The 12,075-nt window shown below is 72.8% G+C and carries 8 protein-coding genes and 1 pseudogene; 6 read left to right on the plus strand and 3 right to left on the minus strand.

Going from position 1 to position 12,075, the window contains the following annotated elements; all coding sequences use genetic code 11:
* The 3 genes and pseudogenes from AB0881_RS30495 to AB0881_RS30505 form a co-directional block, all read left to right on the plus strand.
* Positions 1 to 528, plus strand: a pseudogene (locus AB0881_RS30495) (2-oxoglutarate ferredoxin oxidoreductase subunit alpha); the annotation flags it as partial.
* On the plus strand, positions 521 to 1,603 hold the full coding sequence (locus AB0881_RS30500; RefSeq protein WP_366622411.1) for a 2-oxoacid:ferredoxin oxidoreductase subunit beta: 1,083 nt from the start codon (positions 521 to 523) through the stop codon (positions 1,601 to 1,603). The pseudogene AB0881_RS30495 and the gene AB0881_RS30500, both read left to right, overlap by 8 nt.
* A 127-nt stretch (positions 1,604 to 1,730) precedes the next feature.
* The gene (locus AB0881_RS30505) at positions 1,731 to 2,495 is read left to right on the plus strand and encodes a hypothetical protein (protein WP_366622515.1); all 765 of its coding nucleotides are present in this window, start codon (positions 1,731 to 1,733) and stop codon (positions 2,493 to 2,495) included.
* Positions 2,496 to 2,594: 99 nt separating this feature from the next.
* Here AB0881_RS30505 and AB0881_RS30510 read toward each other — a convergent pair whose 3' ends face one another.
* Both AB0881_RS30510 and AB0881_RS30515 read right to left on the minus strand, forming a co-directional pair.
* Positions 2,595 to 3,422 carry a YceI family protein gene (locus AB0881_RS30510; RefSeq protein ID WP_366622413.1) on the minus strand — a complete coding sequence of 276 codons (828 nt, stop codon included), beginning with the start codon at positions 3,420 to 3,422 and terminating at the stop codon, positions 2,595 to 2,597.
* 26 nt (positions 3,423 to 3,448) lie between these two features.
* The gene (locus tag AB0881_RS30515) at positions 3,449 to 6,046 is read right to left on the minus strand and encodes an MFS transporter (protein ID WP_366622415.1); all 2,598 of its coding nucleotides are present in this window, start codon (positions 6,044 to 6,046) and stop codon (positions 3,449 to 3,451) included.
* A gap of 105 nt (positions 6,047 to 6,151) precedes the next feature.
* Between AB0881_RS30515 and AB0881_RS30520 the strand changes: the two genes are divergently transcribed.
* From AB0881_RS30520 to AB0881_RS30530, 3 genes are all read left to right on the plus strand, one after another.
* Positions 6,152 to 6,787, plus strand: coding sequence for a TetR family transcriptional regulator (locus tag AB0881_RS30520; protein ID WP_366622417.1), 636 nt, complete (start codon positions 6,152 to 6,154; stop codon positions 6,785 to 6,787).
* A 121-nt stretch (positions 6,788 to 6,908) separates the two neighbouring features.
* Positions 6,909 to 9,455 (plus strand): alpha/beta fold hydrolase, encoded by a 2,547-nt coding sequence (locus AB0881_RS30525; RefSeq protein ID WP_366622419.1) that lies wholly within the window; start codon positions 6,909 to 6,911, stop codon positions 9,453 to 9,455.
* On the plus strand, positions 9,452 to 10,330 hold the full coding sequence (locus AB0881_RS30530) for an ABC transporter permease subunit (protein WP_366622421.1): 879 nt from the start codon (positions 9,452 to 9,454) through the stop codon (positions 10,328 to 10,330). The genes AB0881_RS30525 and AB0881_RS30530 overlap by 4 nt, the downstream gene beginning before the upstream one ends.
* A gap of 423 nt (positions 10,331 to 10,753) precedes the next feature.
* Here the strand turns inward: AB0881_RS30530 and AB0881_RS30535 are convergent, their stop codons facing one another.
* Positions 10,754 to 11,992, minus strand: coding sequence for an aromatic acid/H+ symport family MFS transporter (locus tag AB0881_RS30535; protein WP_366622423.1), 1,239 nt, complete (start codon positions 11,990 to 11,992; stop codon positions 10,754 to 10,756).
* Positions 11,993 to 12,075: the final 83 nt, after the last annotated feature.

The raw sequence follows: 12,075 nt of genomic DNA on the forward strand, positions 1-12,075 counted from the left end.
TTCAAGCGCGACCCCGACACCCTCGCCCGCCCCTGGGCGGTCCCGGGCACGCCGGGGCTGGAGCACCGCATCGGCGGCCTGGAGAAGGCCGACGGCTCGGGCAACATCTCCTACGACCCGGCCAACCACGACCGGATGGTCCGGCTGCGCCAGGCCAAGGTCGACGGGATCGCGAACGACATCGCGCCGCTGGAGGTCGAGGACCCGTCCGGCGCCGCCCGGGTGCTGGTGCTGGGCTGGGGCGGCACGTACGGGGCGATCTCCGCCGCCGCGCGCCGCGTCCGCCGCAACGGCCACCAGGTCGCGCAGGCCCACCTGCGCCACCTCAACCCGTTCCCGGCGAACCTGGAGCAGGTGCTCCGCTCGTACGACAAGGTCATCGTGCCGGAGATCAACCTGGGCCAGCTCGCGCTGCTGCTGCGCGGCCGGTTCCTCGTCGACGTCATCGGCTACAACCAGGTCCGCGGCCTGCCCTTCAAGGCCGAGGAGCTGGAGAGCGTCATCCAGGATGTGATCGACAGTGAGTGAGAACGGCGTGAACGGCGCCAACGGCAACGGCAACGGCCGCACCGCCCTGTCGCTGGTGCCCAAGACCGACCAGAAGCAGACGCTGAAGGACTTCAAGACCGACCAGGAGGTGCGCTGGTGCCCCGGCTGCGGGGACTACGCGATCCTGGCGGCCGTCCAGTCGTTCCTGCCCGAGCTGGGGCTGCGCCGGGAGAACATCACGTTCGTCTCCGGCATCGGCTGCTCGTCGCGGTTCCCGTACTACATGAACACCTACGGGTTCCACTCGATCCACGGCCGCGCGCCGGCGATCGCGACCGGGCTTGCCTCGTCCCGGCCCGACCTGTCGGTGTGGGTGGTGACCGGGGACGGGGACGCGCTGTCGATCGGCGGCAACCACCTGATCCACGCGCTGCGCCGCAACGTCAACCTGAAGATCCTCCTGTTCAACAACCGGATCTACGGGCTGACCAAGGGCCAGTACTCGCCCACCTCCGAGGTCGGCAAGATCACCAAGTCGACGCCGATGGGGTCGCTGGACTCCCCGTTCAACCCGATCTCGCTGGCGCTCGGCGCCGAGGGCACGTTCGTCGCCCGGACGATCGACTCCGACCGCAAGCACCTCCAGTCGGTGCTGCGCGAGGCCGCCCAGCACAACGGCACCGCGCTGGTGGAGATCTACCAGAACTGCAACATCTTCAACGACGGCGCGTTCGAGCCGCTGAAGGACGCGTCGGTGCGCGACGACATCACGGTGCGGCTTGAGCACGGGAAGCCGATCGTGTTCGGCGCCGAGGGGCAGAAGGCGCTGCGCCGGACGCCGTCCGGCTCGTTCGAGGTGGTGAACACCGCCGACGTGTCCACCGCCGACATCGCGGTGCACGACGCGCACAACGAGGACCCGTCGCTGGCGTTCGCGCTGTCGCGGCTGGACTCGCCCGCGTTCGAGCACACCCCGATCGGCATCTTCCGGCAGGTCGAGCGTCCCTCGTACGACGAGCTGATGCGCGCCCAGGTGGAGGAGGCCGTCGAGAGCCAGGGCAGGGGCGACCTGGCCGCCCTGCTCGGCAGCGGCGACACCTGGCGCATCGACTGACCCGTCACGCACGGAAGGCCCGGCCCTCACAGGGGGCCGGGCTTTCGGCATGCCCGAAAACGTGTCAACGCTGCGGGGGCCTTCCGCGTCCTGAAAGACTGGGAGATCATGCTGCCGGGAGGTGACGATGCGGGTCATGCCGCGCCGCAACAAGGTCCGTGCGGGTACGGGAGGCACCGGGGTCCCGGAGCAGGGCCCGCCGCGCGTCACCAGGCCGCTGCCGCCCGTCGGCATCGACACCGCCCAGCTCGGCCCGGGGCCTGACGAGGAGACCAGGCGCCGCCGCGCCCGCGCCGCCGAGCGCCGCCGCGCCGCTGCCGAGGCCAAGGCCAGCCGCACGCTGAAGCGGCAGAACGCCGCCCGCCGGGACAAGGCCGCCCGGGAGCACCGCTCCTCGCTCCTCGTCATGATCGTCATGCTGGGGCTGCTGATCGCCACCGTCGCCGTCACCGGCGGGCTGATCGCGTCCTCGATGCACACCCGGCCGGTCGCGCTGGCCGCGCCCCTGCACATCTACCCGGTCACGGCGACCGTCCCGGGGCAGTGCCCGGCCGGTACGCAGGGCATCACCGGGCAGACGTCGTCCGGGATGGCCTGCTACCAGCTCAGCCAGGGCATCGCCATCCGCAAGGTCGCCGACCTGCGCGTCCAGCGGGCCCGCACGCGCGGCGCGTACGACGTCGCGGTGACGCTGCGCACCAACGACCGGCGCGCGTTCGCCACCCTGACCCGCGCGACGCTGAACCGCGACCTCGCCTTCGTCGTACGCGAGCGCCTGGTCACGGTGCCCCGCGTGGACACGCCGATCCTGGACGGCAAGGTCGTCATCACCGGCTCCTCGAACCGCGCGGAGGCCAACCGCCTCGTCCGCAGCCTCAAGGGCGGCCGCTGAGCCCTGGCCCCCCGGATGGAGACCGACGAGCAGGCCCGCGCGTCGGCGCCGCCGGCGCAGGCGCACGCGATCGGCAGAGCGCGATCCACGAGTTGACGCTCAGCCCTCCGGGAGGGATTCGCCCTGGACGGCCTGGATCTCCATCTCGACCTTGAGGCTCTCGCCCACGGCCGAGACGCCCGCCTCCAGGATCTGGCTGTAGCGGATCCCGAAGTCGCGGCGGTTCAGCTCCGTGGCGGCGCGGAACGCCGCCCGGGTGCCGCCCCACGGGTCCGGGCCCGTGCCCAGGTACGTCAGGTCGAGGTCGACCGGGCAGGTGTGGCCGTTCAGGGTGAGCCGGCCGTGCACCGTCCACCGGTCGGGGCCGGTCTCGGTGAGGCCGTCGCCCTCGTACGTGATCACCGGGTGGGCGTCCACGTGCAGGAAGTCCGGCGAGCGCAGGTGGTCGTCGCGCATCTTGTTGCCGGTGTCGATGGACGCGGCGTCGATCCGCGCCGCGACCCGGGAGCGCTCCACCCGGTCACCGATCTCGATCCGGCCCTCGAACGCGCCGAACCGGCCCCGCACGCTGGACAGGCCCAGGTGCTGGGCGACCGCGCCGACGCTGGAGTGCACCGGGTCGATCGTCCAGATACCGGGCGGCGGCAGCTCCGCGCCGCCGGCCCGGGACAGCACCACCGTCCCGAGGTCGGCCGCGCCCTGGCTGGACACGATCAGGGTGGACGCGGCGGGCTCGTAGCCCAGCGCCGTCACGATCACCGTGTAGGTGCCGCCGGGCAGCGGGTCGCCCGCCACCCGGCCGTCCTCGCCGGCCTGGAACCGGGCGGTCTGCCGGCCCATCAGGTCGGTGACGGTGACGATGGCGTTGCGCACCGCCCAGCCGTCCTTGGTACGCACGCTGCCGCGCAGCCCGCGAGCGTCGTCCATGGTCCTCGTCTCCTCGCGCGGGTCGCTCACTCGTCCGGGTACCCGAGCTTCATGTCGTGCTCGTCGCGGCCGCTGCCCGACAGCGACACCGACGTCGCGACCGGCGGGTAGCCGGAGGCGATCACGGTGTACTGGCCGCCGACCAGGTCGGCGAAGGCGTACTCGCCGTCCGGGCCGGTGACGACCATCGCCACGACGTTGCCGGCGGCGTCCACCAGCGTCACCCGGGCGTCGCCGATCGGCTCGCCCGCAGCGTTGCGGATCGTGCCGCGGACGTGCGCGCCGGGCGGCAGGTCGACGTCCTGGACGGTCCGGCCGTTGCCGGTGACCTCGGCCTGGACCGCGATCGGCCGGTGCGCGGCGGCGCTGACCGCGAGGGTGTACGCCCCCGCGACGACGTCCTTGAACAGGTAGCCGCCGTCGTTGCCGGTGCGGCCGGTGCCGACCACCTCGCCGCGCACGTCGGTCACCACGACCATCGCGCCCTCGATCGGGACGCCGTTGGCGCCGCGGACCGTGCCGGCCAGGCCCCCGCTGCCGGCCATGCGCAGGTCGAAGTCCACCGGCCGGTCGCCGACCACGAGGGTCGCGGCCTGCGGCTCGTGCTCCCCGGTGGCCGCGATCAGCACGTACGTGCCGGGGCCGGGGGCGGCGATCGTGTACGACCCGTCCGGCCCGGTGAAGCCGCGGCCGAGCTGCTGCCCGCCCGCGTCGATCAGGGTGAGCGCCACCGACGGGACGGGCGCGCCGTCGCCGTCGCGGGCGTACCCGCGGATCGCCAGGCCGCCGCCATCCCGCGGCTGCTGGGGCTCGGCCGACGCGAGGACCGGCGGCATCGCCGTCTCGGCCTGGACGAGCGGCCGGGTGCCGTTCATGGACGGCGCCGTGCCGTTTCCGTTGGGTGACATGCCTTCTGGCACAGGGGCACCTACCGTGACGAGTTCGTCCTGGCGGCCACGGGCGTGGCGGCCGGGCTGGGCGGTGGCAGCGGCCGTGGCGGCCGCGGAGGCCGCGGCGGGCGCGTCCACCGGGGCGGGGCCGCCGGCGGCGGGCGCCGCGGCGCCGCGGCCCGACGAGCCGCGCAGCGGGATCTCCTTCAGGGCCAGCACGGCGATCAGGCCGAGCACGGCGATCGGCATGCCGACGAGGAAGACCATCTCCAGCGCCTTGGTGAACGACTCCAGCACGATCCCCTGGAACGGCTGGGGCAGCGCGTGGATCTGGTCGGGCGAGCCGAGCGCGCCGGAGTCGCCGGGCGGGGCCTTGACGCCCGCGGCGGACAGCCGGTCCTCCATCTCGGCGGCGAGCCGGTTGCTGAGGATCGCCCCGTACGCGGCCACGCCCATCGCGCCGCCGAGGTTCCGGAAGAACGAGACGCCGGAGGTGGTGGCGGCCAGGTCCGCGGGCGCGGCGGCGTTCTGCGCGGCCAGGATCAGGATCTGCAGGGTCAGGCCCATGCCGAAGCCGAGCACGGCCATGTCCACGCCGATGACGAGGTTGCTGGAGTCGGTGTGCAGCCGCGACAGCATGAAGAGCGCGACGGCGACGCAGGCCAGCCCGACGACCGGGAAGATCTTCCACCGGCCGGTACGGGTCACCAGCTGCCCGGAGACGGTCGAGGTGACGAACATCGCGCCGACCAGCGGCAGCGTCATCAGCCCGGACTCGGTCGGGCTCATCCCCTTGACGATCTGCAGGAACTGCGGCAGGTAGATCATCGCGCCGAACATCGCGATGCCGATGCACAGCGACCCGAACGAGGTCAGCAGGAAGGTCGGGTTGCGGAACAGCCGGGGCGGCAGGATCGGGTCGCGCGCCCCGCGCTCGGCGAAGACCGCCAGGATCACCAGCACGACCGCGCCGGCGATCATCCCGTACGTCCACGCGGAGTTCCACTCGAACTCCTTGCCGCCCAGCGACAGCAGCAGCATCACGAGGCTGGCGGCACCGGTGATGGTGAACGCGCCGAAGACGTCCAGCCGGGTGTCCCGCTTGACCCTGGGCAGCTTGAGGACCTTCTGGATCACGATGAACGCGATCACGGCGAGCGGGACGCAGACGTAGAAGCACCAGCGCCAGCCGAGGCTGTCCGCGTCCACGAGGAAGCCGCCGAGCAGCGGCCCGGCGACGGTGGAGATGCCGAAGACGGCACCCATGTAGCCGGCGTACCGGCCGCGCTGCCGGGGCTCGACGACGTCGCCGATGATGACCTGCGCCAGCGCGGACAGCCCGCCGACGCCCAGGCCCTGGAACGCGCGGGCGGTGATCAGCTGGCCGATGTCCTGCGACGCTCCGGCGGCGACCGAGGCCAGCACGAAGATCAGCAGCGCGCTCTGGAACATCAGCTTGCGCCCGAAGATGTCGGACAGCTTGCCCCAGAGCGGCGTGGAGGCGGTCATGGTCAGCAGCGTGGCGCTGGCCACCCAGGACAGCTGGTCCTGGCCGCCGAGTTCCCCGACGATCGTCGGCAGTGCGGTGCCGACCACCGACGTCGAGATCATCGAGGTCAGCATGGCCATCATCAGGCCGGCCAGGATCTCCATGATCTGGCGGTGCGTATATCGCGGTGGCGCCTGTTCCGGCGCCGGCGTCGCGGGCGGTGCCGCCGCGCTCGTCCGAGCCACTCTGCCCCCTGCTTTCAGTCCCCGGAAGGCTCATTGATTATCTGTGTTCTGCATGTATCTTATGTAGTCGGGCGTTTACTTGCAAGTTGGGGGGATACTGGAGCCGTGCTGGATCAGGTGGACACCACGACCGGGCGGGCAGCGTCCCAGGAACCGGAATCCCAGGTCAGGGCCAGGCCCAAGCGGGACCGGGAGGCGACCGAAGGGCGCCTGCTGGAGGCGGCCCGGGAGCTGTTCGGCGAGCACGGCTTCGACGGCGTCACGGTGCGTGAGATCGCGGCCGCCGCAGATGCCAACGTCGCGCTGGTGCATCGTTATTTCGGGTCGAAGGCGGCTCTTTTCGGCGCCGTCCTGGAGGGCGAGTACGTCCTGAAGCGCGTCATCCTCGGCGAGGACGACCCCGCGCCCCTCCACCTCCGGCTGGCCCGGCACTTCGTCCGGCAGGCGTACCGCGGCCCCGCCAGCCCCGTACCGCGGATGCTCGACCGCTCCGTCGGCAACCCCGAGGTGCAGGCGATCCTGAGCGAGCACATGGAACGGCTCGTCATCGGGCCGCTGGTCGAGCAGCTCGGCGGCGGCACCGAGGCCCGCGCCCGCGCCACCCTGGCCACGACGATCATCATGGGCGGCGGCCCGATCCGCCGGGTGGCCGGCTTCGACCCCGTCCTCGCCACCGATCCGGAGCGGCTCACCGAGCGCGTCGCGGCGATGTTCGAGGCCGCGCTCGCCCCGTTCGGCTGAGCCCCTACTCCCCCGGGTGTAAGCGACGGGCGGCGCATACGGCGGCGGGCGCAGCGGGGACCGCCGAAGATCGACTCAACGGCGGAGGGGCGGGGCGCCCCGTACCCATAGGCTTGCCGGCATGAGGCTGGGGGGAGCGCGACGGCTCCGGGAACGGTGGGACGGGACCCGTGCCGCCACGCGCTGGACGGCGGTCGCGGGCACGGTGGTGGTCCTGGCGGGCGGCGGCCTGCTGTGGGGCGCCGGCGCGGACGGCGAGGAGCCCGTCCGGTCGGCGGCGCAGCGGATCGACGTGGTCGACGGGCCCGCGAACGACCGGAAGGTGAGCCTGGACACCACCTTCTACTCCCCGGTCGGGGAGAGGAAGGCGCCGGTGGTCCTGCTCGGGCACGGGTTCGGCGGTTCCAAGGACGACGTGAGGCAGGAGGCCGAGGAGCTCGCCCGCGCCGGGTACGGCGTGCTGGCCTGGTCGGCGCGCGGCTTCGGCCGCTCCACCGGGGAGATCGCGCTCAACTCGCCCGACTACGAGGTCAAGGACGTCCGGCAGCTGATCGACTGGCTGGCGAAGCGGCCCGACGTCCAGCTGGACGGGCCCGGCGACCCGCGCGTCGGCATGGCGGGCGAGTCGTACGGCGGCGCGATCGCGCTGATGACCGCCGGGCACGACCCGCGGGTGGACGCCATCGCCCCGCAGATCACCTGGCACAGCCTCCCCGACGCCCTCTTCCCGAACGGCACGGGCGAGGGCGCCGACGCGGGCGTCTTCAAGAAGCTGTGGGCCGGGATCTTCTTCACCAGCGGCGCCGGGGAGAACGGCAGCTCCGCGTGCGGGCGCTTCCTCCCGTCCCTGTGCGAGATGTACCAGGAGATCGCGGAGACCGGCCGGCCGACGAAGGAGGCCGTCGAGACGCTGCGGCGCTCCAGCCCCGAACTCGTCGCCGACCGGATCAAGGCGCCCGCGCTGATCGTCCAGGGGCAGGCCGACTCGCTCTTCCCGCTCGACCACGCCGACGCCAACGCGCGCGCCATCTCCCGCAACGGCACGCCCGTCTCGGTCGTCTGGTTCCAGGGCGGGCACGACGGCGGCGACCCCGAGACCGAGCGGATCCGCGGCCTGGTGCGCGGCTGGTTCGACGAGCGGCTGCGCGGGCGTACCCCCGAAGCCGAGGAGGAGCGGCCCGCCGCGTTCACCGTGACCCGCGCCGGCGGGATCGACTCCTCCACGCAGGAGGTCATCGTCGAGCCCGCCAGGACCGGCACGTACCCCGGGCTGAACGCGAACCCGCGGACGCTGCCGCTCACCGGGCGCGAGCAGACCGTCCACAACCCGGCCGGCGGCACCCCGGCGTCCATCTCCGCGCTGCCCGGCCTCGGCGCCCTCGGCAGCGCCGGCGATCTCGGCGCGGCGGGCGCGGTCGAGGGGCAGCTCGCGGTCGACATGCCGGGCCAGTCCGCCACCTTCGACACCGCGCCGCTGCGCGAGCCGCTCCGGCTGACCGGCGCCGCCACCGTGCGGATCAAGGTGACCGGCGAGGGCGACGTGCCGCTGTTCGCCAAGCTGTACGACGTCGGGCCCGCCTCCCGGCAGGGCTCCCCCGCCCGCCGGATCGCCGCGCCGCTGACCGTCAAGGACGCCGCGGACGGCCGCGAGGCCACGGTCACGCTGCCCGCCATGGACTACCGCTTCGACCGCGGCCACCGGCTGCGGCTCGTCGTGTCGACCACCGACATGGGCTTCGCCACACCGGCCAAGCCCGCCTCGTACAAGATCTCCGCGGTGTCCGGGCTGACCGTGCCGACCGTCCCCGGGCTGACCGCCGCCCCGGCGCCGGTGCCCGGCTGGGTCTGGGGCATGCCGGCCGCCGCGCTCGCCATCGCCGCCGGGCTGCTGATCGGCGTGCGGCGCCGCCGTTCCAAGGACGACCTCTCGCCCGAGCTGGCCGGCGTGCCGCTCCAGATCGACAGGCTGACCAAGGCGTACAAGAACGGCCACCTCGCGGTCGCCGACCTGTCGTTCCGCGTCGAGAAGGGCCAGGTGCTCGGCCTCCTCGGGCCGAACGGCGCGGGCAAGACGACCACGCTGCGGATGCTGATGGGCCTCATCCACCCGGACTCCGGCGAGATCCGCATCTTCGGCGAGCGCGTCACGCCCGGGGCGCCGGTGCTGTCGCGGCTGGGCTCGTTCGTCGAAGGCCCCGGCTTCCTGCCGCACCTGTCCGGGCGCGACAACCTCGACCTCTACTGGCGCGCCACCGGCCGCCCCGCCGGCGAGGCGCACCTGGAGGAGGCGCTGGCGATCGCCGACCTCGGCTCCGCGCTGGACCGCGCCGTCCGCACGTACTCGCAGGGCATGCGGCAGCGGCTCGCGATCGCCCAGGCGATGCTCGGCCTGCCCGACCTGCTCGTGCTGGACGAGCCCACCAACGGGCTCGACCCGCCCCAGATCCGCGAGATGCGCGAGGTGCTCGTCCGGTACGCGGCGGCCGGCCGAACCGTGATCGTCTCCAGCCACCTGCTCGCCGAGGTCGAGCAGACCTGCACCCACGCGGTCGTCATGTCGCGGGGCCGGCGGGTGGCCGCCGGCCCGGTCGCGGAGATCGTCGGCTCCTCCGGCCGCCGCCTGGAGGACGCCTTCCTGGAGATCATCGGTACGGGGGACCCGGCATGAGCGAGACCGCGACCACTCCGGCACGGGCCGCCGCCGAACGGAGCACCGGATACAAGGTGCGGCGGACGCTGCCGCTGCGGGTGGAGTTCGTGCGGCAGTTCCGGCGCCGCCGCACGCTGGTGGCGTTCGGGATCCTGCTGGTGCTGCCCTGGGTGCTGGTGGCCGCGTTCCAGATCGGCGGCGACGAGATGGGCCCGGACGGCATGCCGAGCCTGGTCGACGTCGCCACCGCCGGCGCGCTGAACTTCGCGCTGTTCGCCCTGTTCGTGGCGACCGGGTTCCTGCTGGTGGTGGCGGTCGCGCTGTTCTGCGGCGACACCGTGGCCAGCGAGGCGGGCTGGTCGTCGCTGCGATACCTGCTGGCCGCGCCCGTCCCCCGGGCCCGGCTGCTGCGCCAGAAGCTGATCGTCTCGCTCTCGTACGCGGCGGCGGCCGTGCTCGTGCTGCCGCTGATGTCGCTGGTCGCGGGCGCGGTCGTGTTCGGCTGGGGACCGGTCGAGCTGCCCACCGGCGGCTCCGTCCCGGTCGGCACGGCCCTGGAACGGATGGCGATCATCGTCGGCTACTCGCTGATCGTCCAGCTGGTGGTGGCGTCGCTGGCGTTCCTGCTGTCGGTCGTCACCGACTCGCCGCTGGGCGCGGTCGGCGGCGCGGTCGGGCTGGTGATCGTCTCCAACATCCTGGACGCCGTCACCGCGCTCGGCGGCTGGCGAGACTTCCTCCCGAGCCACTGGATGTGGGCCTGGATGGACGCCCTCCAGCCGCAGATCCAGTGGAGCGGAATGGCCAAGGGGACGGCCGTCTCGGTGGCCTATTCGGTCGTCCTGCTGGCGCTGGCGTTCCGCCGTTTCCAGCGCAAGGACGTGGTGTCCTGAGCCGCACCCGGTGTCCGGATCCGGCCATGCCATCGCCCCTATTCCTCACTGAACGCGCCGTTGCGGCTACGTTCCGCAAGAGAATCCTTCCGTTAAATCGGTCGAAAGGACAGAGGCGGTGACATAAGCTCGGCGAACCTTTCCCGCGGCGCGCGCGTCGTACGAAAGGAGCGCGACATCGGCTCGATCGACGGGTTAACACCCGGCCCGGCGGGGGAGATGATCACCATGGCACGGCAGCAGCTCGTCAAGCGCCCGAAACCTCCACGTCAACCGAGCCCGCTCGACCTCCGGACCCCTACCGGCCGCCTACTGCCGTACTAGACCGCGAGCCCTTGTGGGGGACACCCTCCACATCCCCCGGCAAAGGCCAGGAAATACGCAGGGCCCCGCCATCAGGCGAGGCCCTGCTCATGTATCCGGTCAGGCTCGCGCGCCCTGCGGCACGTCCACCGCCTCCGCCGGCTCGGTCCCGGGCCGGCTCGCGACCATCGTGACCGCCACCGCGCCCAGCGCGCCCACGACCGCGAACGCGTAGAAGCCCCACGGGTACGCGATCCCCGCCGACAGCAGCGAGCCGCCCAGCAGCGGGCCGCAGATCGCCCCGATCCGTCCCACACCGGCGACGGCGCCCATAGCGGTCGCCCGGCCCGCCGCCGGGTACGCCCGGCCGACGTAGGCGTAAACAAGCACCTGGGCGCTGAACACGAAGCAGCCCGCCAGGAACACCGCGGCGTACAGGCCGGCGCTCGGCAGCTTGACGCTCAGCAGCGCCAGGAACACCGCCGCCGCCCCGAACCAGGTGATCGTGGACGGGCGGATGCCCCGGCGGTCCGCCACGTACCCGGCCACGACCAGGCCGACCACGGCGCCCACGTTCAGCGTCAGCAGCAGGCTCAGCGCCGCGCCGAGCGGGTAGCCCGCCTGCCGCATGATCTCCGGCAGCCAGGTGTTCAGGCCGTACACCAGCAGCAGGCCCATGAACGAGGCGATCCAGAACGCCAGCGTCGTCCGGACGAGCCCGCCCGCGAACAGCGTCCGCACGCCCGACTTCGGCGCCGCCGACCGCTCGGCCGCCAGGAACGACTCCGACTCCGGCAGGAACTTGATCATCAGCGGTACCAGGACCAGCGCGGGCGCCGCGCCGATCAGGAACATCGCGCGCCAGCCCAGCGCCGGGATCACCGCGATGCCCAGCAGCGCGGTCACCACCGCGCCGACGTGGTACCCGGTCATGATCGTCGTGGTGGCGCTGCCGCTGCGGCCGCGCTTCGCGTACTCGCCGACCAGGGTGATCGCGGTCGGCAGGCAGCCGCCCAGGCCGAGCCCGGCCAGGAAGCGCAGCAGCCCGAAGACCGCCGCCGACGGCGCCACCGCGCACAGCGCGGTGAACACCGAGAACGAGATGACGGCGATGATCAGCGCCTTGCGCCGGCCGATCACATCGGTGACCGCGCCGATGACCAGCGCGCCGATCATCATGCCGACCAGCCCGGCGGTGGTCACCGCCGAGGCCGTGCCCGGCGTCAGGTCCCAGACGTGCTCGCGCAGCAGCACGGGCAGCACCGTGCCGAGCACCACGAGGTCGAAGCCGTCCAGCAGGACGGCCGCCCAGCAGAGCGGGAGCACCCAGGCACGGGCGGGTGGGGTTCGGGTCGCCATCGGCGGCCTCCAGTGCACTAGGTCACGTTGAGCAATGGCTCATGTTCGATGAGAATTCACCCACTGACCTGCGGAAACTTCCG

Origin of the sequence: Spirillospora sp. NPDC029432 (assembly GCF_040703975.1) — a bacterium.
Lineage (GTDB): Bacteria > Actinomycetota > Actinomycetes > Streptosporangiales > Streptosporangiaceae > Spirillospora.

Excerpts from the sequence above, each read along its gene's own strand:
- AB0881_RS30505 (WP_366622515.1), top strand. The coding sequence starts at position 1,731 with ATGCGGGTCATGCCGCGCCGCAACAAGGTCCGTGCGGGTACGGGAGGC.
- AB0881_RS30510 (WP_366622413.1), bottom strand. The coding sequence starts at position 3,422 with ATGGACGACGCTCGCGGGCTGCGCGGCAGCGTGCGTACCAAGGACGGC.
- AB0881_RS30525 (WP_366622419.1), top strand. The coding sequence starts at position 6,909 with ATGAGGCTGGGGGGAGCGCGACGGCTCCGGGAACGGTGGGACGGGACC.
- AB0881_RS30530 (WP_366622421.1), top strand. The coding sequence starts at position 9,452 with ATGAGCGAGACCGCGACCACTCCGGCACGGGCCGCCGCCGAACGGAGC.
- AB0881_RS30535 (WP_366622423.1), bottom strand. The coding sequence starts at position 11,992 with ATGGCGACCCGAACCCCACCCGCCCGTGCCTGGGTGCTCCCGCTCTGC.